A 24,038-nucleotide genomic window follows, 5' to 3' on the forward strand; every position below is an offset into this window, starting at 1 on the left:
CGTCCCCACTCTTGCGAGTAAAGACGACGCTGTATTCTAACCTGACCGGCCCCTGTATCAGCTGCCGATTTTGCGGACGGACGGCATGCATGCTGACTTGCCCTCTTCGAGCATGAGCAGACTTTGCAGCTGCCGCTCTTCGACACCAAGAATTTGCCCGCATTCACGGACGGTCAGGAAGCCGCGTCTGTAGGCATCAATGACCTTGCTTTTATCCATTGGAATGAACGACCTTTCGTATGGCGCACGTAATCATTTCTACTATCCAGTATCACTGAAACCATGCGAAAGTATACGTATTCATAATGAAAGCCTAACCTGGCCGTTACAGCGGGTTTATTTCTTGCGGTAAAAGAACGTCTCCGTCGACTCGAATCCGTATTGTGCCGGTGTGAAAATCTGTTCTGTACTGCCCACGAATAAATATCCGCCCGGGCGCAGGCTTGCCGAGAACTTGTGGTACAGCTTATTTTTGGCCTCTTCCGTAAAATAAATCATAACATTGCGGCAGATAATCAAATCGAAGCCTTCATCAAACTTGTCCAGCAGCAGGTTCTGCTTGCGGAAGTCTATATTTTTTTTGAGACCTTCACTGACCTTGAACACAGGCCCTTCCGGTGTAAAATAGCGGCCGGTTACATCCTTCGGCACATCCTTCAGCGAACGCTCCAGATAAATGCCCTGCTTTGCTTTGGCCAGCGCACCGTCATCAATGTCCGTCGCCAGAATTCCAGTCTGGGCCAGAATATTTTTATCCGAGAGGATCATGGCCAGTGTGTAAGGCTCTTCACCAGTTGAGCAGGCGGCACTCCATAGTTTCAGTCTGCGGCCCGAACGCTGCAGCTCAGGCAGAATGGTATCCCGCAGAACCTCCCAGCGGTTAGGATTGCGCCAGAATTCCGAGACATTGATGGTCATACGGTCCAGAAATTCATAGAACAGTGCTTTATCCTTCATCATTGCTGCAAAGAAATCACTAAAAGACGGATAGCCATTCTTCGTACGCAGCGTGGTCAGACGACGTTTCATCTGCGCTTCCTTGTACTGGGCCAGATCAATACCGGTGCTCTGCTTGACATTATGAATAAAACCAGAGTAATCCCGGTCTTCTGCAGTTGATGTTTCTTCTCGTTCAGCCATTCATTTCCCCTGCCTCCCGCCTGAAACTACATCCAGGCTGCGATGTCTTTAGTGTAATCTGCCAGCTCAGCCGGAGCAAAGAAGTTGGCAATTTCACGCTTTGCGCTTTCCGGTGAATCCGAACCATGAATCAGGTTCAGAGGGGTATGACTGGCAAAATCCCCACGGATCGTACCCGGCAGAGCTTCCCCAACCTTGGTTTTACCGATCATGATACGGGATAACGCTACTACATCATCGCCTTCCCATACCATGGCGAATACAGGCCCAGAGGTGATAAAACGTACCAATTCAGGAAAAAAGTCTTTCCCTTCATGTTCTGCATAGTGCTTCTTCGCCTGCTCTTCCGTAACGGAAATCAGCTTACCGGCAACCAGCTTAAATCCCTTATCCTCCAGTCGGGCCACAATTCGCCCGATCAGTCCGCGTTGTACTCCATCCGGCTTAATCATCAGATACGTTTGCTCCATAGAGTCACTCTCCATTTTCTGTTATTCCGAAAAAAAATTAGCTGTTTTTTTGATAGTATCAGAAAGCACGCCATCTGTGAACGCTTAATATTTTTAGCATTTCAATTAGTAAGCTCTGCCTGTCACAAAAAAAGCGATATCCTTCAGGTTCCGCTTTGTTCTGTTGCTTGGAAGTTGATCCAGCGCCGCAAGAGCCTTGGAAATGTAGCGGGATGCCAGCTCCTCTGCTCTGGATATGCCTTCGCCTGACAGAATCAGATCTATGGCGCGTCCGACACCGCTATGTCCTTCACGGATAGATGCCAGTTCTGTAAGCAGTGCACCGCGAATCCGATGGTCCTCCAGGCTGTATATCACCGGCAGGGTGATATTGCCCTGCCGCATATCACTGCCCGGCGGTTTGCCAATTTGTTTTTCCGTCCCGGAAAGATCGAGCAGATCGTCACGGATCTGGAACGCCATACCAACGTTATATCCGTAATCGTAGAGCAGTTTAGCCGTATCCGGCTCGGCATCGGCGGCTAAAGCCCCCAGCTGGCAGCTGATGGCAATCAGCAGGGCAGTCTTGCGGCGGATGCGCCGGAGATAATGGCGTACACTCTGCTCGCTGTTGAAGAAGTCACGGATCTGCTCCATCTCTCCGATAGACATTTCCACCATCGCTCTGGAGAGGATTTGGTGTATTCTCGGATTACTCAACTCTGAGGTCATCACTAGCGCTTTCGCATAAATGTAGTCCCCGGTGTACATGGCAATTTTGTCGCCCCATTTTGCTTTGACTGTCAGTTCCCCGCGCCGCAGCTCTGCATCATCAATCACATCATCATGTACGAGCGAAGCGCTGTGGATCAGCTCCAGAGGAATGGCAACCCGCTTCAGCTTCTCCAGATCATATTGTCCGAATTTGCCGCCCATCAGCACAAAGACAGGGCGCAGCCTTTTGCCGCCTGCCTTCAACAGATGCAGGGATGTCTCTGCCAGCAGTTCATCGTCGCCCTGCACGCTGCGGTAGAGTTCCTTTTCTATCTGATCCATATCTTTGTTCAGCAGTCCAAACATTTGAATTCGTTTCATTCTTTCACCCGTGTCAGCAGATTATGGCTCCAAATCTCCATCTTCACTTCCCGCGGCAATAAGCCCAGCTCATAGGCGTAACGGAAATAGAGACTCAGACCCTCCTGTTGCCTTTCCCCAAAGTCATAACTCAAATTACGGAAGTAACCGTCCCAAAAGGCTGCTGTCCCCCCGATAGCTGTGCATGCCTCACGGATAATGGGTGCGAGGTTCCGCTGGCCGAGTGTCTTACTCTCCACAAAGGCTTCGGCTATTTCAGCAATCGCCTTAGGCCTCGTTTCGGCTGCCTCCCGGTTAACAGCCCAGACGGCAAAGGTCATGCCCAGTCCGGTCCATTCCTTCCACAGCTCTCCAAGATCCGTAACGATATAGCCCTGATCCTGCCAAGAAGCCCTGATTGCATTGTCGCCAATGAGCAGGCTGGCATCAGCCTGTGCCATCATCTTGTCCAGATCAGGGACAGCACTAATATATTCCGGCTTGCCGCCCATCGCTTTCTGCAGCAGGATTTTTAGCAAATTGACCGATGTAGCGGAGGTGTTAGTAACGGCAATTGTTCCCGAAGCAATCTGCGCAATCGGCACCCGTGAGAACAGCAGGATGGATTTTACTGGACCATCAGAACTTACAGACAGATCCGGCAGCAGCAGCAGACGTTCGCTTGCGGCTGCATATGCGAAGGATGAGAGTGCTCCTACTTGGATGTTTCCGCTGGCCATACCCTGATTAAGAATGGCTGGTACCTCACTCACCATCTCTGCGGAGAAGCTTAACCTCGATGGGTGAAAATTATGAAATACCGGCCATGAGTTCGTATAGCTGATTTTACCGATAACGGTAGGTTTCGGATGACTCATCCTTCATCCCCCCATCTGCGAAATAATGAATGCTCAATGTTCAAGCTATCGAGCACCTTGCCCACCATAAAGTTAATCAGATCCTCTATGGTTGTGGGGCCATAATAAAATGCGGGCATCGCTGGAATCATTTTCACCCCAAGGCGGGACAGCTTCAGCATATTTTCCAGATGTATCGCATGCAGCGGAGTTTCCCGGGGTACAAGTACAAGTGGACGCCCTTCCTTCAGCATGACATCTGCAGCCCGGGTCATCAAATTATCAGAACTGCCCTGAGCTACAGCAGACAGTGTTCCCATGGAACAAGGCATAATAATCATGGCTTCGGTTCGGAAGGAGCCACTGGCAATAGAAGCGCCGATATCGGCAATCGGGTGATAATGCAGAGAACCGGGATAGTCTCCGAACTGTTCGTTCAGAAACCCTTCCCGGTCTGAGGCGGCAAAGCCGAGCTCTTCCTTAAATACACGCCACCCGGCGTTGCTTACCACCAAATGGACCGAGTGCCCCAGCGAAAGCAGGACCTTGGTCAACTGGACGCCATAAATTCCGCCGCTCGCTCCCGTAATGCCCACGACAAAGTTTTTCGCTTTAAGCTCATTCATTTGTAAAACTGCACCACCAAGTCAATCAGAGTAAATGAAAATACTACGATGCTCAGTACACCATTCATGGTGAAGAATGCCGTCTGCAACCGGCTAAGGTCGCTCGGAGACACAATAAGATGCTCATAAAATAGAATAATGTAGGCAATAAGCATCCCTGCTACATACCACCAGCTTAAGTCGGTAATGAACAGCAGCGACACAAAACCAGCACCCGTAAGAATATGAAACACCTTCGCAATGGTCAGTGCTCTGGGTACGCCGAAACGGACAGGAATAGAGTACAGTCCTTCGCTCTTATCAAATTCAACATCCTGACAGGAGTAAATGATATCAAATCCAGCCGTCCAGAATACAATCGTGAAGTAGAATACCATGGAAGTCCAATCCACCGTACCGGTAACGGCAACCCAGCCCCCAAGAGGAGCCAGAGCGATCGTCAGGCCTAGAATCAGATGGCATGCCCAGGTGAAACGCTTGGTGAACGAATAAAAAACAAGAAGGAATACGGCGATAGGCAGCAGCTTGGCCGACAAAGGATTCAGCTTAAATGCGGCCCAGAACAGCAAAAAGAATGAGAACGCAATAAACAGGGTCACCTCGCCAACCTTGAGCAGCCCGGCAGGAATGGCTCTTCCGGCTGTACGGGGATTTTTGGCGTCACTAATCCGGTCAATTAACCGGTTCAGTCCCATAGCTGCACTGCGTGCGCCGAACATTGCAATAACAATCCAGCCGATTTGCCCCCAGGAAGGCAAGACCCCGAACATCACTACCGAACCAAGCAACGCGCCCATGAAGGCGAAGGGTAAAGCAAATACGGTATGTTCAAATTTAATCATTTGTAAAAAAATGCCGATTTTCTTAAGCATTACAATTCTCCTTGAGCCCAATATGTAGTGCAGCGATGCCTCCGGTCAAGGGGAAGGATTCCACTTTTTGCAGTCCGGTTTCACGGAAAATCACTTCTAGTTGCATTCTGTCCGGGAACAAGGCGAGTGATTCAGGAAGCCATTTGTATTGTTCATATCTCTTCGCAAAGAGTTTGCCAAGGAGTGGAAGAACACGCTGGAAATAAAAATAATAGATGCCTTTGAACGGCTGCTTCATCGGTTTGGACAATTCCAGACATACTACCATGCCTCCCGGTTTTACCACACGTTTCATTTCGTTCAAGACCTGAACCGGATCTGGAACATTGCGGAGTCCAAAGCCTATCGTTGCATAATCAAACGAGTTATCGCCGAAAGGAAGCTCCATGGCATTGCCCTGTACCAGTGAAATCTGGTTCTGAAGATGACGCGCTTCCACTTTACGCCGGCCCACTTCCAGCATCCCCGCACTAAAATCAAGCCCCATAACAGAACCGTTCCCGCTGGCTTCTGCGAGCGCGATGCTCCAGTCACAGGTGCCGCAGCACAGATCAACCGCAGAGTCTCCGGGCTTCATCCCCATCTTACGCATGGTGAACTTACGCCAAGCCTTGTGCCTGCGGAAGCTCAATATGTCATTCATCAAATCATATTTACCAGCAATGCTCTCAAAGACGGAATGCACAAACTGTTCCTTGGGTTTGGTGCCTTGATCACTGAGTGTGGTCGTTTTCTCTATTGTCATTCCCTAACCCTCCACGGCAGCTTGACCGGAAATTTTCATATGCAGAAGAAGGCGGTCAAGCGCAGCACTGAGTTCGCTGAACAGGCTTTCGTCCTTGACACCCTGCAGCAACCCCTGAATGGACTGGACCGACCCATGCAGCTTGTCCGTCAGCAACGAGTCACATTTGTATTTCATCTTGAGCTTTTTCCAATCCTTAAGGTCTATATCTTTCTCGAGCAGCCGCCGCCGTTCATCTTCTGCTGCAGACTCCAATACCTTCAAGTAGCAATAGCCATCCACAGCATTTTCCGTATCATCCCCACGGCGTAACTCCAGCAGGACGGTCTCATATTGGCTAAACTCGGCAAGCAGTCTCTCCCACAACTCTTTAAACGGTTCCTCAATCATCGGTGTAAAAGAAAGAAACAGCCTCATATTGAGCTGTACCGTGTGTCGCAAATATTGTTCCGCGGAAAGGATCATGGATTTCATCTTGCTGTACAGATTGGCCTTCATCACGTTAACATCCGCAACGGCCGTACTTAAAATACCCACCATTTCAATCTGCTCACGCTTGGCCAGCAGATGATAAAACCAGCTGCTGAAGTAATCACCGGCCAGTACCTTAAGCTGCCGGGATCGCATGAGGTCTCTGTCAGGCTCCTCCTGTGTACGATCAATCGACTCATGGGTATCCAGCCCCAGCTGAACCAGTCCGGTTACGAGCGTGAACAGTTCTACGCCCTTCAGATCGGCAGGTGAACCGTGACTTAAAAAAATATATAACAAATGACCACGCCCGTCTGAAAACGGCGGCAAATCCGTATGCCGCTGAATCATGTCGTAGTCTGTGTAAGGTTTAGCCAGTTGCGGTATGCGGTACGGTTTCATTTCAGCCTCCGGAGCCATTGACGTTATGACAATCTTTGTTCACAATCTTGTCTATTATATCACATGTTTTTTGGTCACGCACTGTGGGCCCGTCTAGTTTATTTTACCCAGATCAGGGATAAATGAACTGCCTCTTCCATAGCTCACTCTCGCTGATACGCAGCCCGCTCTTAAGGGATTCCGGCAGTGGACGGCCTGCGGCTGTCTGGAGAGCTTCCTGCAGTCCGGGTGACCATTCGTTGCGCCGGATATCTCCAGCGAGCAGTAGACGACGGCTCTCAAGCCATTTGTCCTCGGCAACAATCCGAAGCAGCAACTGATCCACATTTACTGTCTCCTGAAAGGCAAAAGAAATGGCCAAGGCCATATTCTGATAAATTTCCTGCGGTTCAGATTCATTGCCAGTCACCTTCAGATCCAGAGAGAGAACTCTTCCCTTCCAACCCACACGGTCAATGGAGAGGGTAAGAGGAAGCTCCCCAAGTAAATCTACAAGGTTATTGCTCCCCAGAACCGTGCCCTCTTCGCCGAAGACCTCCACTGCTCCGTATTTATGCTGTAAGGAAGGCTCAAGCGAGGCCAGCTGCGGAAGAAGAAGCACGGTAGCCGCAGATATGATCAATGCTGTTCCAATTAGCCAGCTCCTGTTCATGACAAGCCCCCTTATCATTCATAGTTGCCGCCTCCTGGAACGAATATTCGGGAATTGAGACATGGCTATCTTTAGTTATATTTTGAAAAAAAGCAGGCTATGCCTGCTTTTCAGCTTTCACTTTCCAATTGTCCGTGTTTGCTCCATATTTCGGCTTTGCCGCGGATTTTCATAGCTGAGGTATGATCCGTGAATTGGGCAATGAGCACTTCGCCCTTGTCCAGCTTTTCTGTATGATGAAACCGTGTATCCAATCCTCGGGTAAGCCCAATAACCTGTACACCGTTCTCTTTGGCTTTGATTACAATGTAGTCGCTGCCTGCCGGGGCGGGATTTACGCCATTATTCTTTTCGGTCATGTAGAACCCTCCTAAAAGTTTTTGTGAGCATATACCCTTTCAACAACAAATGCCGCCTTGGAGGGCGGCATCGTTATTACTCAGAAAGACTATGGGATAGATATGTAGAAATCTCTATTTGATTCCGTCTTTAAGAGCTTTACCCGGTTTAAATGCCGGCACCTTGCTCGAAGGAATTTCGATTTCTTCACCAGTCTGCGGGTTACGGCCTTTACGTGCGGAACGTTCGCGCACTTCAAAGTTTCCGAATCCAACCAGCTGTACTTTATCTCCGCTTTGCAGAGCTCCTGTGATCGCTTCAAAAACGGCATCTACCGCTTTAGTAGCATCTTTCTTGGGAAGTTCAGTTGCTTCTGTAACTACGTTGATCAAATCTGATTTGTTCATGTCTTCTCACCTCCCTGGGCAAATTTCCGGTATCATACACTGTTTCCGTTTCAACGCAAAATATACGTGATAATCCCGTTATGACTAGATATCGGCGCTACTCTTCCTAGAAGCGCAACAAACTTATAGTAATACAGCCCACTAAGAATTTCAAGGCGTTAGTCAAAAAAGGAGAAGAAAGTAGCATATTTGTTCTCTAAATGCTTAATTCTCTTAATTATTTCAAGTAGAAACGGCTACGCTATCCTTAAAAGGATGGTATCCGTTTCAGGGAGAAAGATAAGGATTATTTATTGCGCGAAGCTATAGATTCTTATCTTTGCACAAAAAACAGAGCAGGATTTCTCCCGCTCTGTTCACTTTGAGCCCAATGATTTTTTACAGAATGATCGCAATCAGTCCACCAGAGCCTTCATTGATGATCCGGCCCAGTGTTTCCTGCAGCTTATAGCGGGCGTTATCCGGCATCATAGCGATTTTCCCTTGAATGCCTTCACGCACGATGGAGTGCAGCGACCGGCCAAAAATATCGGATTCCCATATCTTAATCGGATCGTTCTCGAAATCCTGCATCAGATAGCGCACCAGCTCTTCACTCTGCTTCTCTGTACCGATAATCGGCGAGAATTCAGATTCAACATCCACCCGAATCATATGAATGGATGGGGCTGTTGCCTTCAGCCGGACTCCGAAGCGCGAGCCTTGGCGAATCAGTTCTGGCTCATCCAGCGCCATTTCGGCGAGTGATGGAGCAGCGATCCCATAGCCTGTGGTTTTTACCATTTCCAGCGCTTCCGAGAAGCGGTCATATTCACGTTTGGCATGTGAGAAATCCTGCATCAGCTGCAGAAGGTGGTCTTTCCCGCGGATTTCAACACCTACAATCTCCATCAGAACCTGGTCATAGAGTTCCTCAGGCGCATACAAGTCGATCTCCGCCACACCCTGACCCATATTCATGCCGCTGAGTCCGGCCCTGTCAATGAAGTCATATTCCGTGAACTGTGCCACCAGCCGGTCAACATCACGCAACCGGCGGATATCCTTCACCGTATCACGGACAGAATTCTCGTAACTGGTGCGCAGCCAGTGGTTCTCGCCAAGTACCATTACCCAGCTTGGAAGATTCACATTCACCTCGTGAACCGGGAATTCATAAAGGACTTCACGCAGGACGCCTGTTACATCATCTTCCGTCATATTCGCTGCACTGAGCGTCATGACCGGAATATCATATTTGGCGGCCAGCTCACTGCGGAGCTGCTGCGCTTCATCACTGCGCGGCCGGGTCGAGTTGATCACCAGCACAAACGGCTTGCCAACCTCTTTCAGCTCAGCGATTACACGCTCTTCGGAATCCACATAGGAGTGACGCGGAATTTCAGCTATGGTACCATCTGTAGTCACCACTACACCCAGTGTGGAATGCTCCTGAATGACCTTGCGGGTGCCAATTTCCGCTGCTTCCTGAAAAGGAATCGGCTCCTCAAACCAAGGAGTGGAAATCATCCGAGGACCGTTTTCATCCTCATAGCCTTTAGCACCTTCAACCGCATACCCTACACAATCTACCAGCCGGACATTGACCTCCAGCCCTTCCGCCACCTTAATCTGCACCGCATTGTTCGGCACAAATTTCGGCTCTGTTGTCATGATTGTTTTCCCTGCCGCGCTTTGCGGAAGCTCATCCACCGCTCTAACCCGATCCGCCTCATTCGTAATGTTTGGCAAGACGATCGTTTCCATAAAGCGTTTGATGAATGTTGATTTCCCTGTGCGAACCGCACCGACGACGCCAAGATAAATGTCTCCGCCGGTACGCTCGGCAATGTCCTTGAAAATATCCACTTTTTCCAAAAGAGATCCCCTCCTCATATTACTCCGAAGAAAAAATGCCTGAAGAGCATCGACTTCGCGTTCCGCCGGCTTTTCTGACCTTTGCAGGACACCCACCGGACTGACATTGTCCGCCATGGAGCCTAGCTGCTGACTTAAGGGCGGAACCTGCATTGCCCCACGCTTAACTCCGAATGCTCGGACATGCATTTGGACTAGTATCATCATATGTATCCAGAACGGATTTATGACCCGCTACCCGCGCAATTTAAATCGGAATTTCGTAAAAATCAGCCACTGCGCCTGCAGAGCGTCATGACGCCCGGAAGCCTTCTCAGCTAGCATATGAGGGAAAGTAGAGGGATAGAACTCTTTTTGGAAGAGAGCCTGTTAGTGTCTTTAGAGTAACGGAGACTGGGGGACTGGCTGACCGCCCACCCAGAAATAAGGCAAGGATTTGACAGGTACATAATAAGAAGCCTGCTCCAGTTGAAGACGCAGGTCCGTATGATCTTTAGGAGAAGCGGAGTTTTGGTGTATCGCCGACAGAATATCAACACCGTAATCTACATATACAGTGCCTTTCTTATCCATGAAAAATGGCAGCGGCTGGCCGGAATAGATGCTGCTCAGCGTGATCAAATCCGTGCCCGCCTGCCGGGCATCAATCGCGAACAAACCCGGATAGATCTCCTCCCCTGCCGGGAGGCTTCCTCCATGAGCAGACTTATACCGGTTGATAAGGCGCTGGACATCATTCACCTTTTGAACAGTAACCAAGTCCATCAATTTTACCTCTGGATCGCTCTCTTCATTCAATATAAGAAAGTAGGCGCTGCCACCCTTCTCAAAGGCTGCTGCCGGAATTTCATCCAGATATCCCGTTTGCTGCAGCTTCTCCAGATCAATCAAAAATTTCTCATATCTCGGTGTGGCCTCATCTGCATTAAGTATGGGCAGTAATCCTTCTTTTTGCTGGTAATCATTCACTGCAGCCTGCACCCGCATTACGCTTCCGCGGTAGCTGCTTCCCGCCCTCTCCTTCTCAGGATACATACAGCCAGCAAGCGAGCATACCCAAAGAATGGACACCGCCCATAGAACTCCTCTTATGTTGGGTCTATACTTCTTGTCACGCCTTATGCAGCTCTCCATGCCCGTATCCCTCCGTTTCTTACGGTTGTCGTAAAAGTGCTACCAGAGTTCATCTTCTTCCCCGCGACGGGCAGCTTCAAGCTTGCGCCTTACAGCTGCTTTGAGCGGGTCCTCGGGAGTATATACGCTCAAATCGTTCCATACCGCCGCTTGACAGGCCAGACGAATACCTTCGTCCAGCAGGCCGCCCAGTTTTCGCTGCTCGGCATCACCGGGAGGCCTTAGCCCAGATGTATATTCTTCGGAAACCTTAACTTTACACATCAGACAGCCGGCCTTTCCACCGCAACGGGTAGTAATGGAGACCCCTGCTTTACGTGATGCCTCCAGCAGAGAAGTTCCATGCGTGACAACAGCTGTTCGGCCTTCCGGCTGAAACGTGACAGTCCATCCCTTTTGCCGTTTCATGATGCAGCTTCCTTCCTTCACATGATGTTATGTTAATGAATCCACCTGAAAAGCCTGACAGTTGCGCAGCTTCAACTGAATGTAAATGCTTACATAATCGAAGCAGCTCCACCCAGCAAGCCTATAATCATAATGACAAAAGCGATTACAGACAAAATCCCCCTTAAAAGCCCTTTGGTCTTACTGCGGGCAAAGGTAATCAGAAACACGGACAATCCCATGATCAGGATTGCGATAAGGGACAACCACATTTTCGTCATCGGGTCCATATCCAGCGCTCCCCCATTCGGCTATTTTGGATTGCGAATATTATAGCATGAAACTCTACCCATTTCTGCAAGAAGAAATGGCCGGAAATGACAACCTGGCTATGAGATATCCTTATTATTTCAGCCGAAATAAGAGCAGAGATTCACGGAATTTGGAGGATTCCGGAACTTCTGCTCTTTGGTTTGAAGCGCCAACCTATTTTTTCATCATCATTTTCATTAAAGACTCCATTGTGCCTGAATTCGCGCCGCCTTTTTTGACAGCATTAATAATATCCTGCACAGTAGCTTCACTAACTGGCACCTTGGCCATTGCTGACACCTGTTTGATCAACTGGCGGAGCTGGGCTTCATTCTGCGTTGTTCCCGGCTTGACCGTACTGGCCAGCTTCTTCACGGCGCCTTCCGTAATGTTCTTTCCCGCTTTTTTGTTAATAGCGTTCAAAGCATCCTTGGAAAAATCTCTGCTCATTCTTCATCCCTCCTCCGTCAATCCCCATTTACAACATATGAGAATTTCCGGCAAAAGGTGAACGTTCCTCAGGAATGCCATTGCTCCCAGGTTTCCTGGGATATAGCTTCCATTTCTGTCTTGCGGTCTCTGCCCATTAAGGCTTCTACCGCCTTACGTGGGGATCTGCCTTTGAACAACACATGGTAAATCTGATCCGTAATTGGCATTTGCACTTTAAGCTTAAGCGAAATCGCAAAGGCAGCTTCCGTTGTACGAATTCCTTCGACCACCATACCCATGGATTCTAGCACCTCCGCTAGAGGTTTACCCTGACCCAACATTGAGCCCGCCCGCCAGTTGCGGCTGTGCTTGCTCGTAGCTGTTACAACCAGGTCGCCGAGCCCTGCCAGGCCGGAGAACGTAAGGGGATTTGCGCCAAGCTCAACGCCAACACGGGAGATTTCAGCCAGTCCACGGGTAAGCAGCGCGGCCTTGGCATTGTCTCCGAAGCCCAGACCGTCAGACAAGCCTGCACCTAGTGCAATAATATTCTTCAACGCTCCGGCCAACTCAACGCCAACCTGGTCCCGGTTCGTATATACCCGGAAATCATTATTGATGAAAAGCTCCTGAGCAGCGGCTGCGCGACCTTCATCTGGCGAAGCCACAACGACTGTGGTCGGACATAGACGGACAACCTCTTCCGCGTGACTAGGACCTGAGAGAACCACAATCTCACCTTCATTACAGCCAAGCTCCTCAGAGATTACTGTAGACATCCGTTTCATCGTTTCTGTCTCGAAGCCTTTGGTGGCATGAATACAGAGCATTTCTTTCTTCCAGAAGGGTTTCAGCGCATGTGTAACCTGACGCATCCCAGAGGAAGGCGCAACAATAACTACCGCCCTGGAATCCTTAACGGCAGTTTCCATATCCGTAGTGGCAATAATATTCACAGGCAGCGTAATTTCGGGAAGATAATGCTGGTTTGTATGTGAATGATTGATCTCGTCAGCTTGTTCAGGTTTCCGTGTCCACAGATAAACTTCCGAGTGGTTAGCCGCCAGCACAGATGCCAGCGCAGTTCCCCAACTGCCCGCGACCAGCACGGTTACTTTATCAGACAACCCGGTTCCCCTCCTTGACTTTTGAACCAATTTTATTCTCCCGCCCCTGGCTGATCTTCACGATATTACTCCGGTGCCGCCAAAAAGCGAAGAGGGCAATAATAAGACTTCCCCATAATTCAGGTGCCGTAAAATCGGTAAAAATTAAAATCACCGGGGTCAGCGCCACGAACAGAAGAGATCCCAGAGATACATATTTGGTAATCACAATTGCCACAATGGCAACTATACCGGCGATCAGCGCAGGCCAAAAACAAAGCGTAGCCATGACGCCTATGGTAGTCGCAATTCCTTTTCCTCCACGAAAATGAAAGTATAGGGGCCAGTTGTGTCCAATAATGGCTGCGATCCCGCAGGCAACAGCGACCCATGTCCCCCAGCCACCGGCCCAGGTTCCAAGCCAGACTGCCGCAATTCCTTTCAATACGTCCAGTACCAGAACAAGAATCGCCGGCCCTTTCCCCATCACCCGCAATGTATTGGTAGCACCGGCATTTCCACTGCCATATTGCCGGATATCCACACCCTTGAGCAGGCGGACCAAAAGCACACTGAAGCTGACAGAGCCAAGCAAATAACTTACTACGATAACCAGAAGTTCAAACGCCACTGTTTTCTCCCCTAACCTTCGTTCTCGGATTTGCGCCGTGTAAAGAGTCGGATTGGTGTGCCCTCGAAATTGAACGCTGCGCGGATCTTGTTCTCCAGATACCGTTCATAGGAGAAGTGCATCAGCGAAGGATCATTTACAAACACCACTATTGTCGGCGGCTTCACAGCTACCTGGGTTACATAGTTGATGCGCAGGCGACGACCTTTATCCGTTGGCGGAGGATTGATGGCGACCGCATCAGACACCACATCATTGACAAGATGCGTAGTAATCCGCAGCGCATGCTGTTGAGCCACGTGCTGAACCACCGGAAGCAGCTTCTGGAGACGCTGTTTCGTGAGTGCAGATAAAAAGACAACAGGCGCATAGCTCATAAACAGGAAGTGATCGCGGATGTTGGTCTCAAAGTTCTGCATCGTCTTGTCGTCCTTCTCGACGGCATCCCATTTGTTAACCACAAAAATCGAAGCCTTACCGGCATCATGGGCATAACCTGCAATATGCTTGTCCTGGTCGATGATGCCTTCCTCACCGTTGATGACTACAAGCACAACATCAGCTCTCTCAATCGCACGCATAGCCCGCATCACACTGTATTTCTCAGTTGTTTCATAGACCTTGCCGCGTTTGCGCATCCCCGCAGTATCAATCAGCACATATCTCTGCCCATCGCGTTCGAACGGTGTATCAATAGCATCCCTAGTCGTACCGGCAACGTCGCTGACAATTACACGTTCTTCGCCCAAAATGGCATTTACGAGAGAAGATTTGCCTACATTCGGACGACCGATGAGAGCTACACGAATAACATCCTCATCATATTCCTCTTCGGTCAGCTCTGGCAGACGCTCGGTTACCGCATCGAGCAGATCCCCGATACCTGTACCATGGCTGCCTGAGATCCCGATGGGATCGCCAATTCCAAGGCTGTAAAATTCATAAATATCCTCTGTACGCTTCATGTTGTCAACTTTATTAATAGCTAAGACAATCGGCTTTCCGGAACGGAAGAGAATTTGTGCTACCTCTTCATCCGAATTGGTTAGACCGGTTTTTGCCTCGCACATAAAGACGATGACATCTGCTTCTTCAATGGCCAGTTCCGCTTGAACGCGGATGGACTTCAGAATAGCATCCTCACCGTCAATTTCAATTCCTCCGGTATCAATGACACTGAAGGATTTGCCGTTCCAATCGGAAACGCCATATATCCGGTCACGTGTGATCCCCGGTTTATCTTCTACAATGGCCAGTCTATCGCCAATCAGCCTGTTAAAAATCGTCGATTTACCGACGTTAGGCCTCCCAACAATGGCCACAACGGGTCTTGCCATATTCATTCCTCCTGTCATCCTTACGCTACTCATCATAGCAAAAAACGCTTCAATTGGCTAACATACTTACTGCTAATCTTTCCATTTCAGCGGTCTATAAAACATAATCGGCGAACCCCCGTATCGAGGGTTCGCCGATTACTATACCCATATATATGTGTAAATACGAAGGGATTAGTTATTGCCCTTGAATTTGTCCAGCTTGTCGCCGAAACGTTCAGCCAAAGTAAAGCTGAGGCCTTCATTGCTGAGCGACACGTTAGGGTTGTTCAGCACTTCTTTAGGCGCTCTGTCTCTGCTGTTGCTGCGTTCTGGTCTAGCCGTAGGAGCCGGAGCTTCTTCGGTTTCCTTGATGCTGAGGCTTACACGCTTCTCAGATGGGTTGAAGTCCAGAACTTTCACCTGCACTTCTTGTCCTTCCTTAAGCACTTCATGCGGAGTACCGATGTGCTTGTGGGAAATTTGCGAGATGTGTACAAGACCTTCTACACCTGGAAGAAGTTCAACAAACGCACCGAAGTTCACAAGGCGTTTAACTTCGCCTGTTACCACGTCACCAATGTTGATTTTTCCGGCTGCGGAATCCCAAGGGCCAGGAGCAGCTGCTTTGATGCTGAGGCTGATTTTTCCTTTTTCAGGGTCAACCTTAAGTACTTTAACCTTAACTTTTTCGCCTTCGGATACAACGTCAGAAGGTTTCTCAACATGGTTCCAGGCAATCTCGGATACGTGAACCAGACCATCAACGCCGCCTACATCAACAAATGCGCCGAATTGAGTCAGGCGTTGCACTGTACCTTCGATGATTTGTCCTTCGGACAGCTCAGACATAATTTTCTGTTTATTGGCTTCAAATTCTTCTTCCAGAACTTCTTTGGCAGAAAGAATAACCTTGCTGTTCTCACGGTCCAGTTCTTTCACTTTCACACGCAATGTGCGGCCTTTGTAGTCGCTGAAATCTTCAACGAAGTGACGTTCAACCATGGAAGCTGGAATAAATCCGCGCGCGCCAACATCAGCCACGAGGCCGCCTTTGACAACGTCAGCTACAGTAACTTCGAAAGCTTCTTGGGAAGCAAAATACTTTTCGAGATCTTCCCATGATTTTTCGCTGTCAACTGCACGTTTGGAAAGCACCAGGCTTTCCTTGTTATCGTTGATGCTGACAACCTTGCATTCCACTTCTTGTCCAACTTCAACCGCTGCTGCAGCGTTGTCCAGTTGTACAGAAGACAATTCGCGAATAGGAATAACGCCGTCGTATTTATATCCAATGCTTACATAAGCTTGGTTATCTTCGATTTTGACGATTGTTCCTTTCACGGTATCGCCTTTTTTCAGAGAAATGATTTCCAAACCTTCTTGGCTAGTCACTTCTTCTTCGTTACTTGCAACTGCTTCTGTAGCACCGTTGTTCTCTTCTGCTGCGGCTTCCACAGTTTCCGTTGCTTCTACGGCTTCATTGTTGTCAACGTTGGCCGCAGTTTCCTGATTTCTAGTTTCTTCAGACATGTGATTACCCTCCTCGATTCAAAACCCCATTTATTTAAACCCGCGTAGAGCAGAGTTCAAAACAAGCAATGCAGATATCACTTACACTTTCACGTTAGTATGTTCCAAAAATTAGCGGTTATGCCGTTATTCTAATCAGCGGAACATCCGTACGTCTGCCTGCACTTAATTCACTGTAGGCTTACCGTTCTTTGTCATCTCATGTATGCGTCCCATAATAACATCAGTGACTTCTTCAAGAGATTCGCTGCCCGCCCCGGCAAATGAACTGAGATCGATGGGAGCCCCATAAATAACGGTCATCCGGCGAAAAGGCTTGTAAGAACCGATAATAGCGGCAGGAACAACCGCTGCACCGCTGCGAAGCGCAAAACTTGCTGCGCCCTTTTTTGCCACACCGGAGTCAGAGTTTCGTGTCCCTTCCGGAAAGATGCCCATAACATTTCCGCTGCGAAGCGTATTAAGGGCCGTTTTGATGGATTCTTTGCTCACGCCGCCACGTTTGACAGGAAAAGCGCCCAGTTTGTTAATGAGCCAGCCTAGCACAGGAACCTTGAATAGCTCTGCTTTGGCCATATACTTGACCTGACGGTTCAGCTTGATCCCAATAGTCATCGGATCCAGCAAGCTGATATGATTGGCGCACAGCAACACTCCGCCTTCCTCCGGCACATTCTCTTTCCCAATAATCTTAAGCGGAAACAAAATGGCGTAAATCAAGCGAAGTAATCCACGGCAAATGACATAAATCATAAATGATTTCTCTCCCCGTCCACATAAGATCTGCAGCGGGATACAATTGCTTCCACGGCTTGAAGGATATCCATATGCGTCGTATCTAAAAGAATAGCATCCTCTGCACGGCGCAGCGGTGAAATCTCCCGTCCTTCATCCAGACGGTCCCGCGCGGCAATATCGCATTCAAGCTGCTGGAGCGTCACTGTTTCCGCATCTTTCAGTTCCTTGTAGCGGCGTAGAGCCCGTTCTTCCACACTCGCCGTCATAAAAATCTTCACTTCGGCGTCCGGCAGCACGGTCGTACCGATATCGCGGCCATCCATCACTACTCCCTTGCGGAGCGCCATCTGGCGCTGCAAATGGCTCAGCCTGGTTCTTACGCCCTCGATCTTCGAATACTGCGACACTTGGCCGCTAACCTGAAGACTTCGGATATGCGGAGTCACGTCCTCCCCATTGATCAGCACCTTCTGCACATCCGGTTCCGGGATCAGTTCGATCACCATATCGCGGACCCTTTGATCCACCTGAAGATTATCTTCAGCCGGTATGCCTTCACGGATCATATACCAGGTAATCGCCCGGTACATCGCTCCAGTATCGACATAAATGTACGAGAGCTTCTGGGCTACCAATCGGGCTACAGTGCTCTTGCCTGCCCCGGCAGGTCCGTCGATGGCGACGTTAATTCTGTCGTAAGTATGTGTACCCTGCCTATCCAACGGGGCATTCCTCCTCAAACACTCTTTCAGTCAAGAAAAAACAAGCTTGCTGGTATTATCAAGAAAAAAGCAGGCATTGCCTGCGACTTATAAAATTATACCACAGTTTAACCCCCAGTGCAAAATGACACTGAGGTATTTGTATAGAAAAAAGTGTCTATTTATACCTTTTTCCCGCCCTTCTCATCGGTTACGGAAATCGAACTGGCGCTCAAAGCAGTACCGGATAATTTTTTGCCGCTCTGAATCAGTAATCGCTGCGAACTTCACCATCACCAGATTACGCCCTGTTTCCAATGTCTTGATCCGGACGATCTCACCTTCAAAGTTCACATGCTCTGTGCTTCCGTTCCGGTAAGGGACAAGCAGCCAGCAGAACAGCTTTCCTCCCACTTCGGGGTGCACTTTGGAGTCGCTCAGGAAAGAGGTCCCTCCCCCTCCGATATCTTCAGTACGAACCAAGTAGCGGCTGCCCAGCGAGTCTTTCACAGCAAGCTCAAGCTCTGCGTTTACACGTAAGAAGCTCCGGCGCTGGATCTTGAAGATGGATTCGACTGCCGGCTTCCGTATACGTACCATGCGGATCACTTCTTCCTTGAAGCCGACCACATGTGTATTAAAGTAATTTTTGATACCGCCCTCCGACAAGAAATATACGGACAGCTCGTCCCCGATAAAAAGCCTTTTCAGCCTCCCGTTATTTTCTTGAATGGGAATTTCAATCAAAAAAGCCTCGTCTTCCGTCTCTGCTATTCTCGATCTATATTCCACTTCTGCCTCTCCAGCATCGCTTGAAGCAACCTGTATGTATAGATATTCGTTGATTTTGGGATACAAGCCTGTCACCGCCACATGATTAGTATTTATTCTAGAATTAATTATAGCATGGAGATTTATTGCCCGGTGAGAAATATTATTCTGATTTTGAAAGGACAAAAAGGTGCATTTCCACATGGGAACTGCACCTATCAGGCAAGATATTGCCTTTCCGCTGAAAGATTATTTACCCTGTGCGCCAGAGGATTTCCTGACTTCTTCAACAGCTTCCTCGTGACCGTCATCAGCGTTTAAGTAAATCCGGTACTGTGAGCCGTTGATTTTGCCTCCGAACTCATAGGTCAGTACCTCTTCGGCATCCTCATTCTTAATCCAGGCCAGCCGGTTGTACAGTTCCTTATATTCCGGATTAAGCATTTTTCTGGCTTCAACCAAAGTCAGACCCGGCTTGGAGATCACCCGCTTCTCCTGACGCTCACGCACATAGTCACTTGCCTGAAATCCTGTCGGTTCCCCGGTATCCAATCCAACGCGAACTGTCATTTTTTCCGGGTAGATCAGGATGCCGTTTCGGCTGGTGACGAAGGTTAAGTTGCCCATATTATCGTAACGGTCCGCACTGACTGCAGTCATATCCGGATATCCTTTATCCTTAAGGAATTCCCCGGCTTTGGTAACAGCCTGATTCATCGACACCTTGGCAGGACCCACGTTCCGGTTATCATTGTAGGAGATCAGTAGCCCGCCCTCTACAGTAAAATCCATACTAACCGGCTCTTTATGATCCTTACTTGTTACTACAGCAGTATAGGATGCCCATTCGGTTCCCTTGCCGTTTTCCCTAACATCTACAGTCGGATTCCCACCGATGTCCGCAAATTTGACGGCTTTGCGTTTCACATCTTCCACGGTAACCGGTTTGCCACCCAGCTTCTTCACAGAGCGTTTATTATAAATGCTGGCCACAGAAGGCCCATAATCGAGCTCAGGATAAGCGGCTACCCGTTTGTCTACTGTTTTGAATCCATCGATAATCGTGTTGTCCTCAGCCTTATCCTCTGTTGCCAGCGCAGATTCAACATCCATCCAACGCAGCCTGTTCGTGATTACCTTGTTCTGAACCTCCTGCAGATCCTTGGAAATTTCACCCGAGTTCTTATATAGCGCTTTTAAATTACCCATTTCATTGTCCGAAAGAGGTTTTTTGGTAAAATCACGTACAGCCGCCTTGTAAGAGAAGTTGGAGATTTTGGACAAAAACTCTTCAGTCTCACTGAATGGAAGCAGGGTAAGGGGCAATTGATTGATCTCATTCTGCGCTTCACTGGTCAGCCTCCAGACATTCACAAGCCCCTTGCGGTGCATGCCACTTGAAGTATGGTTGACCGCCAGGGTATTCCCAAGCTCACCGTGAAGCTGTTCCATGTGATAAGAGAGATCATGAAAAGCTCGCTGGTATTGGTTCTCTGCTTTGATTAGAATCGAGTTCTTCTCCTGATTCTCCTGATACCCCCACACTAACGCACCAATCAGCAACAGTGTGGTAATCGGGAACATTAAGGCACTTAATCTTTTGTACATAGGCCTACAAGACTCCTTTCAGTTGCTTATTGCCGTTAGTTTGACAATAACTGAGAAGTCTTATGCACCCAAATGATCTGATATCAAAAAAGAGAATTCTTTCAAAAGGCTACTAAGCCCGCTCCTCAATTTCAAAACCGCTGCTGCAGTTGCACAGACATTGTTTGAATCCGGTCTGAATAACTCCCTGCTCTTTATTTCCTCTTAAGATGTAGCTTTCTCCACACTGCTTGCATACAATCCTAATTTTTACACGCAAAAAAAGACACCTCGCTCCTTTCTGGAATCCCTTGCTAACGGAACTACCTTTCAGGATAAGTGTGTCCATCTCTACTAGAGATTAATCTCTTCTTCACGCTTCAGGAACCGGAACGGGGAACGGCTGTTGGCCCGTGCCACCTTGCCCATGCCTCCATACCATAATACAGCCATCAGTGGCACAATAAACCAGATCCAGGTATTAGTCATGGTAGTCAGGATAAAGTCATATATCCCGTGCCACAGCCAAGGCAGAAGCAGGGACATGATTAATATCCCTCTTGTTTTGACACCACCTGAGAACTTGGCCCTGCCCATGTGGTAACCCATAATGACGCCGAACATAGCATGCCCCGATACCGGAAGCAGCGCCCGCATAAACATGGAACCGATTGAAGCGTGGCTGTACCAGGCATACATTACATTCTCCAAAGTTGCGAAGCCGAGCGAAATCGCTACGGCATATAGTATTCCATCGTATGGCTCGTCAAATTCGGTATGATTGTAGATCATATGGTACAGCACAAACCACTTCAGGCATTCTTCCACGCCGGAGGATATCAAAAAAGCATCTGCATAGGGCCCGCCGTCCAGTCCAAGCACAAGGCCCCTTTGGATGATCATAATAGGAAAAACAATCAAAATCCCCAGCAGAAACACCTTCAGAACCATAAATAGCGGCTCTTGGTCATACTTGTCCTTTAGATAGAAAAAAGTCAGCAGCGCAAGTCCAGGTGCCACTGCTGACGAAATGACCGATAACAAAAGCACCGATTATCCTCCCTGCGCTCTATGACTTTATGTCTTCATATACAGAATTCGATAAGTAAAGGAAGGGCCAAAGATGACTTTGTTCCCCTCCACACCGTCATTGCTGGCGTTTGAAATGAGTGCAGATCAATTCAATCGCATTCTCTGGCATAACCGTCTTACCGTATTCGGCCAGAACAGCTTCAGTTACTGGCGACGAATCCCCGAACTCGGAGAGAACTCCTACAAGCCCGGACAATGCAGTTTCCTCAAATTCCTTCGGATCGAAGTAGAGATACCATATATCATTATAAGAATACAGCTTTCCTTGAGAAGTAATACTGCCGAGGAGCACATGAGCCGCTTCAACCAAAGCCTCAAAGTCGCGGAATGCATATACAATGGAGTCGCTTTGTTCTAGAGTAACTTCCATTTCGTAAATCTCTTCGGGCATATCTTCTTCACCGGACGCACCGTACTGATGGTGATCATATTTTCCTCTAGTCACTATAACGACCATACCTTGCGCGGGCAATGCGAATACTTCCACGGCAAGCGGACCGGTAGCGTCAAAACCGAGTTCACTGTACGCCTGATCCATCATTTCCGTAAACAAGTCATGCACCTTGGGAACTTCCTGCCACATATCTTCCTTCTGGATGCCCCGCTCGCTCAGGTCGTCAAAAGTGAGGAAAATCCGTATCTTATCTTGACTTAATCGCTCTATTCTCATGACAGGATCCTCCTTTTGCAAGCTCATTTATTATAATGTATGATGAGTCCCGAGTAATGAGCCAAAAATGGTTACTATGTATGTATGTTATCATTTTGGCACAGCAAATGCACGTAAATAAAAAATTATTTCTTTCCAAATATAAAGAGTTTTATACCACTCTTATTTGAAAAAAAGAATCATTTTGCGGATGTCTAGTCCCCAAAATGATTCTGCATCAGCTTTTTGCGTTTACAATCCCGGTATGGAGCTATGTGTATCCTTAAGAATCTGCTCTACTTCATGTTTCACCTCAGGATTGCTGCGGATGAAATCCTTCAGCATTTTGAGATTGGCTTCTTTGGATTTAACCGCAGACTCCCCCTTGTGTTCGTTATTACTATGGGAGACATGTGTGGTGTTATCAGTATGACTGCCAGCATTTGTGTTTCCAGTTGCTGTATTTCCAGCTGTAGCGTTACCAGAAGCTGTACTGCCAAAACCAGTCATGGCCATGCCCATGATTTTGTCCTTTGCTTTTTCACCTGCCCCATTCATCTGACCGTTCGGCTGAAGCAGACTGGATATCATGGCTCCGCGTTTTTTGGACATAATCATACTAATTGCAGCACCCATCAGTACTCCTGTCAAAAATGACGAAGTATTCATATCTCTAACCTCCTTGTATGGTAAAATCATGCTTAGTGTTCGCGGAAAGAATCCAGCTCATACAGCCAAACCAAAAGAAAGCGAGATGAAAAAAGTGGTTAAAGCAACATCAGCGCTGCTGCTGTCCGTCTTACTGCTGTCTGCGTGCAGTAACAGCGGCAATGGTAATGCAGGGCCAGATACGACAGCGCAGCCTACAGCGGCTACAACCCAAGCAGCACCGGAACCTACTGCGCAGGCAAGCACCAGTGCTGCAGCAAGCATGACCCCTGAAACGGTACCATCAGAGGCTCCATCGGCAAGCTCAACGCCGCAGTCGTCAGCAGATAATGGAACTGACACCAGTAAAACAACAGTTGACAATGCTGCTGCAGAGATACCGCTGCTCTATCACATGAACAAAAATTATGACATTATTCCGAACAAGGATGGCATAAGCAAAAAAGTGGTACTGCTAACCTTTGATGATGGCCCAAAGAATGCAGATATGATTAATCCACTAATGGATACGCTCGACAAGCACCATGCCAAAGCCATTTTCTTCGTGAACGGGTACCGGGTTAAAGAACATCCTGAGCTTCTCAAGCTCATTCAGACCCGGGGTGGCATTATCGGCAATCACAGCTGGGACCATATCGTACTGAAGGATAAATCCTATGCTGAGGTGAAAAAGCAAATTGAGGATGTTCAGGATATCGTCAAAAAGGTTACTGGCGAAACCCCACAGTTTTTCCGTCCCCCCCATGGCGCAGGCGGTGATGTCGGCAAGAAGATTGCAGCCGAGAACGGCCTGCTCTATATGACCTGGTCTGTAGGTTCACTGGATTGGGAAATGAAAGAGAAGGAAACCGGCAAAACTGCGAAACTGATCAAGAACGTCACAGACCAGCTTCACTCCGGCAGCAACATCCTGATGCACGAACTTCCTTGGACTGTAGAAGCACTGGACACTCTATTGACTACACTTGAAGGCAAAGGCTACAGCTTCGTCGATCCACGCAGCATTGAGTTGAAGATGCGTTAAGCTATTAATACAGCGATGGATGTAACAAAAAAAGGTATTCCTTGCCTAATACGCAAGGAATACCT

General features: G+C 48.5%; 29 protein-coding genes. 1 reads left to right on the top strand and 28 read right to left on the bottom strand.

Features of this window, described 5'->3' with window-relative positions; genetic code table 11:
- Positions 1-57: 57 nt before the first annotated feature.
- The 28 genes from A3842_RS32630 to A3842_RS20645 all read right to left on the bottom strand — a co-directional run bounded on the left by A3842_RS32630 (position 58) and on the right by A3842_RS20645 (position 22,949).
- Complete coding sequence (locus tag A3842_RS32630) at positions 58-219, bottom strand: hypothetical protein (protein ID WP_167374672.1); 162 nt, start codon at positions 217-219, stop codon at positions 58-60.
- Between the two features lie 117 nt (positions 220-336).
- Complete coding sequence (locus A3842_RS20515) at positions 337-1,140, bottom strand: CheR family methyltransferase (protein ID WP_074102575.1); 804 nt, start codon at positions 1,138-1,140, stop codon at positions 337-339.
- 26 nt (positions 1,141-1,166) lie between these two features.
- Complete coding sequence (ndk, locus tag A3842_RS20520) at positions 1,167-1,610, bottom strand: nucleoside-diphosphate kinase (protein WP_074087619.1); 444 nt, start codon at positions 1,608-1,610, stop codon at positions 1,167-1,169.
- Positions 1,611-1,715: 105 nt separating this feature from the next.
- The gene (locus tag A3842_RS20525) at positions 1,716-2,684 is read right to left on the bottom strand and encodes a polyprenyl synthetase family protein (protein WP_074102576.1); all 969 of its coding nucleotides are present in this window, start codon (positions 2,682-2,684) and stop codon (positions 1,716-1,718) included.
- Entirely contained in the window at positions 2,681-3,541 is an 861-nt protein-coding gene (locus A3842_RS20530) for a menaquinone biosynthesis protein (protein WP_074102577.1), read from the bottom strand. The genes A3842_RS20525 and A3842_RS20530 overlap by 4 nt, the downstream gene beginning before the upstream one ends.
- A complete protein-coding gene (locus A3842_RS20535) occupies positions 3,538-4,146 on the bottom strand; it encodes a UbiX family flavin prenyltransferase (RefSeq protein ID WP_074102578.1) in 609 nt (202 codons plus the stop codon). The genes A3842_RS20530 and A3842_RS20535 overlap by 4 nt, the downstream gene beginning before the upstream one ends.
- The gene (locus A3842_RS20540; protein ID WP_074102579.1) at positions 4,143-5,018 is read right to left on the bottom strand and encodes a UbiA-like polyprenyltransferase; all 876 of its coding nucleotides are present in this window, start codon (positions 5,016-5,018) and stop codon (positions 4,143-4,145) included. Before A3842_RS20540 ends, A3842_RS20535 begins: the two co-directional genes overlap by 4 nt.
- Entirely contained in the window at positions 5,011-5,763 is a 753-nt protein-coding gene (locus tag A3842_RS20545; RefSeq protein WP_074102580.1) for a demethylmenaquinone methyltransferase, read from the bottom strand. The genes A3842_RS20540 and A3842_RS20545 overlap by 8 nt, the downstream gene beginning before the upstream one ends.
- A 3-nt stretch (positions 5,764-5,766) precedes the next feature.
- Positions 5,767-6,636 (bottom strand): heptaprenyl diphosphate synthase component 1, encoded by an 870-nt coding sequence (locus A3842_RS20550; protein WP_074087613.1) that lies wholly within the window; start codon positions 6,634-6,636, stop codon positions 5,767-5,769.
- Positions 6,637-6,748: 112 nt separating this feature from the next.
- The gene (locus A3842_RS20555) at positions 6,749-7,288 is read right to left on the bottom strand and encodes a hypothetical protein (RefSeq protein ID WP_074087612.1); all 540 of its coding nucleotides are present in this window, start codon (positions 7,286-7,288) and stop codon (positions 6,749-6,751) included.
- A 110-nt stretch (positions 7,289-7,398) separates the two neighbouring features.
- Positions 7,399-7,647, bottom strand: a complete 249-nt coding sequence (gene mtrB, locus A3842_RS20560) for a trp RNA-binding attenuation protein MtrB (protein ID WP_025709321.1) — start codon at positions 7,645-7,647, stop codon at positions 7,399-7,401.
- A 114-nt stretch (positions 7,648-7,761) separates the two neighbouring features.
- Complete coding sequence (locus tag A3842_RS20565) at positions 7,762-8,034, bottom strand: HU family DNA-binding protein (protein ID WP_019909963.1); 273 nt, start codon at positions 8,032-8,034, stop codon at positions 7,762-7,764.
- A 378-nt stretch (positions 8,035-8,412) separates the two neighbouring features.
- Complete coding sequence (spoIVA, locus tag A3842_RS20570) at positions 8,413-9,891, bottom strand: stage IV sporulation protein A (protein ID WP_074087611.1); 1,479 nt, start codon at positions 9,889-9,891, stop codon at positions 8,413-8,415.
- Between the two features lie 378 nt (positions 9,892-10,269).
- On the bottom strand, positions 10,270-10,962 hold the full coding sequence (locus tag A3842_RS20575) for a DUF3939 domain-containing protein (RefSeq protein WP_256701784.1): 693 nt from the start codon (positions 10,960-10,962) through the stop codon (positions 10,270-10,272).
- Positions 10,963-11,064: 102 nt separating this feature from the next.
- Complete coding sequence (locus A3842_RS20580) at positions 11,065-11,433, bottom strand: 2Fe-2S iron-sulfur cluster-binding protein (protein ID WP_074102582.1); 369 nt, start codon at positions 11,431-11,433, stop codon at positions 11,065-11,067.
- An 89-nt stretch (positions 11,434-11,522) separates the two neighbouring features.
- Positions 11,523-11,702, bottom strand: a complete 180-nt coding sequence (locus A3842_RS20585; protein WP_074102583.1) for a DUF2768 family protein — start codon at positions 11,700-11,702, stop codon at positions 11,523-11,525.
- 196 nt (positions 11,703-11,898) lie between these two features.
- Positions 11,899-12,174: a stage VI sporulation protein F gene (locus A3842_RS20590; protein WP_074087607.1), complete on the bottom strand. Its 276-nt coding sequence runs from the start codon at positions 12,172-12,174 to the stop codon at positions 11,899-11,901.
- Positions 12,175-12,242: 68 nt separating this feature from the next.
- Positions 12,243-13,283, bottom strand: a complete 1,041-nt coding sequence (locus tag A3842_RS20595) for an NAD(P)H-dependent glycerol-3-phosphate dehydrogenase (protein ID WP_074087606.1) — start codon at positions 13,281-13,283, stop codon at positions 12,243-12,245.
- Complete coding sequence (gene plsY / locus A3842_RS20600; RefSeq protein WP_074087605.1) at positions 13,276-13,893, bottom strand: glycerol-3-phosphate 1-O-acyltransferase PlsY; 618 nt, start codon at positions 13,891-13,893, stop codon at positions 13,276-13,278. Before plsY ends, A3842_RS20595 begins: the two co-directional genes overlap by 8 nt.
- An 11-nt stretch (positions 13,894-13,904) precedes the next feature.
- A complete protein-coding gene (gene der, locus A3842_RS20605) occupies positions 13,905-15,230 on the bottom strand; it encodes a ribosome biogenesis GTPase Der (RefSeq protein ID WP_074087604.1) in 1,326 nt (441 codons plus the stop codon).
- Between the two features lie 174 nt (positions 15,231-15,404).
- Positions 15,405-16,742 carry a 30S ribosomal protein S1 gene (gene rpsA, locus A3842_RS20610; RefSeq protein WP_244169760.1) on the bottom strand — a complete coding sequence of 446 codons (1,338 nt, stop codon included), beginning with the start codon at positions 16,740-16,742 and terminating at the stop codon, positions 15,405-15,407.
- 165 nt (positions 16,743-16,907) lie between these two features.
- On the bottom strand, positions 16,908-17,495 hold the full coding sequence (locus A3842_RS20615) for a lysophospholipid acyltransferase family protein (protein ID WP_074102584.1): 588 nt from the start codon (positions 17,493-17,495) through the stop codon (positions 16,908-16,910).
- Entirely contained in the window at positions 17,492-18,202 is a 711-nt protein-coding gene (cmk, locus tag A3842_RS20620; protein WP_074102585.1) for a (d)CMP kinase, read from the bottom strand. Before cmk ends, A3842_RS20615 begins: the two co-directional genes overlap by 4 nt.
- Before the next feature lie 183 nt (positions 18,203-18,385).
- A complete protein-coding gene (locus A3842_RS20625) occupies positions 18,386-19,039 on the bottom strand; it encodes a flagellar brake protein (RefSeq protein WP_074102586.1) in 654 nt (217 codons plus the stop codon).
- Positions 19,040-19,201: 162 nt separating this feature from the next.
- A complete protein-coding gene (ypeB, locus tag A3842_RS20630) occupies positions 19,202-20,560 on the bottom strand; it encodes a germination protein YpeB (protein WP_074102587.1) in 1,359 nt (452 codons plus the stop codon).
- A gap of 333 nt (positions 20,561-20,893) precedes the next feature.
- A complete protein-coding gene (gene prsW / locus A3842_RS20635; RefSeq protein ID WP_074087599.1) occupies positions 20,894-21,589 on the bottom strand; it encodes a glutamic-type intramembrane protease PrsW in 696 nt (231 codons plus the stop codon).
- Between the two features lie 97 nt (positions 21,590-21,686).
- Positions 21,687-22,301 carry a genetic competence negative regulator gene (locus A3842_RS20640; RefSeq protein ID WP_074102588.1) on the bottom strand — a complete coding sequence of 205 codons (615 nt, stop codon included), beginning with the start codon at positions 22,299-22,301 and terminating at the stop codon, positions 21,687-21,689.
- 231 nt (positions 22,302-22,532) lie between these two features.
- A complete protein-coding gene (locus A3842_RS20645; protein WP_074087597.1) occupies positions 22,533-22,949 on the bottom strand; it encodes a hypothetical protein in 417 nt (138 codons plus the stop codon).
- Positions 22,950-23,034: 85 nt separating this feature from the next.
- On the opposite strand from A3842_RS20645, the gene A3842_RS20650 reads away from it, so the two are divergent.
- The gene (locus A3842_RS20650; protein ID WP_074102589.1) at positions 23,035-23,973 is read left to right on the top strand and encodes a polysaccharide deacetylase family protein; all 939 of its coding nucleotides are present in this window, start codon (positions 23,035-23,037) and stop codon (positions 23,971-23,973) included.
- The last annotated feature ends 65 nt before the right edge of the window (positions 23,974-24,038 follow it).

This window comes from Paenibacillus sp. P3E, from assembly GCF_001909045.1.
Classification (GTDB): domain Bacteria; phylum Bacillota; class Bacilli; order Paenibacillales; family Paenibacillaceae; genus Paenibacillus_AQ; species Paenibacillus_AQ helianthi.

Coding starts and splice junctions, on each gene's coding strand:
- A3842_RS32630 (WP_167374672.1), bottom strand. CDS start 219: ATGGATAAAAGCAAGGTCATTGATGCCTACAGACGCGGCTTCCTGACC.
- A3842_RS20515 (WP_074102575.1), bottom strand. CDS start 1,140: ATGGCTGAACGAGAAGAAACATCAACTGCAGAAGACCGGGATTACTCT.
- ndk (WP_074087619.1), bottom strand. CDS start 1,610: ATGGAGCAAACGTATCTGATGATTAAGCCGGATGGAGTACAACGCGGA.
- A3842_RS20525 (WP_074102576.1), bottom strand. CDS start 2,684: ATGAAACGAATTCAAATGTTTGGACTGCTGAACAAAGATATGGATCAG.
- A3842_RS20530 (WP_074102577.1), bottom strand. CDS start 3,541: ATGAGTCATCCGAAACCTACCGTTATCGGTAAAATCAGCTATACGAAC.
- A3842_RS20535 (WP_074102578.1), bottom strand. CDS start 4,146: ATGAATGAGCTTAAAGCGAAAAACTTTGTCGTGGGCATTACGGGAGCG.
- A3842_RS20540 (WP_074102579.1), bottom strand. CDS start 5,018: ATGCTTAAGAAAATCGGCATTTTTTTACAAATGATTAAATTTGAACAT.
- A3842_RS20545 (WP_074102580.1), bottom strand. CDS start 5,763: ATGACAATAGAGAAAACGACCACACTCAGTGATCAAGGCACCAAACCC.
- A3842_RS20550 (WP_074087613.1), bottom strand. CDS start 6,636: ATGAAACCGTACCGCATACCGCAACTGGCTAAACCTTACACAGACTAC.
- A3842_RS20555 (WP_074087612.1), bottom strand. CDS start 7,288: ATGAACAGGAGCTGGCTAATTGGAACAGCATTGATCATATCTGCGGCT.
- mtrB (WP_025709321.1), bottom strand. CDS start 7,647: ATGACCGAAAAGAATAATGGCGTAAATCCCGCCCCGGCAGGCAGCGAC.
- A3842_RS20565 (WP_019909963.1), bottom strand. CDS start 8,034: ATGAACAAATCAGATTTGATCAACGTAGTTACAGAAGCAACTGAACTT.
- A3842_RS20580 (WP_074102582.1), bottom strand. CDS start 11,433: ATGAAACGGCAAAAGGGATGGACTGTCACGTTTCAGCCGGAAGGCCGA.
- A3842_RS20585 (WP_074102583.1), bottom strand. CDS start 11,702: ATGGACCCGATGACGAAAATGTGGTTGTCCCTTATCGCAATCCTGATC.
- A3842_RS20590 (WP_074087607.1), bottom strand. CDS start 12,174: ATGAGCAGAGATTTTTCCAAGGATGCTTTGAACGCTATTAACAAAAAA.
- der (WP_074087604.1), bottom strand. CDS start 15,230: ATGGCAAGACCCGTTGTGGCCATTGTTGGGAGGCCTAACGTCGGTAAA.
- rpsA (WP_244169760.1), bottom strand. CDS start 16,742: ATGTCTGAAGAAACTAGAAATCAGGAAACTGCGGCCAACGTTGACAAC.
- A3842_RS20615 (WP_074102584.1), bottom strand. CDS start 17,495: ATGATTTATGTCATTTGCCGTGGATTACTTCGCTTGATTTACGCCATT.
- ypeB (WP_074102587.1), bottom strand. CDS start 20,560: ATGTACAAAAGATTAAGTGCCTTAATGTTCCCGATTACCACACTGTTG.
- A3842_RS20640 (WP_074102588.1), bottom strand. CDS start 22,301: ATGAGAATAGAGCGATTAAGTCAAGATAAGATACGGATTTTCCTCACT.
- A3842_RS20645 (WP_074087597.1), bottom strand. CDS start 22,949: ATGAATACTTCGTCATTTTTGACAGGAGTACTGATGGGTGCTGCAATT.
- A3842_RS20650 (WP_074102589.1), top strand. CDS start 23,035: ATGAAAAAAGTGGTTAAAGCAACATCAGCGCTGCTGCTGTCCGTCTTA.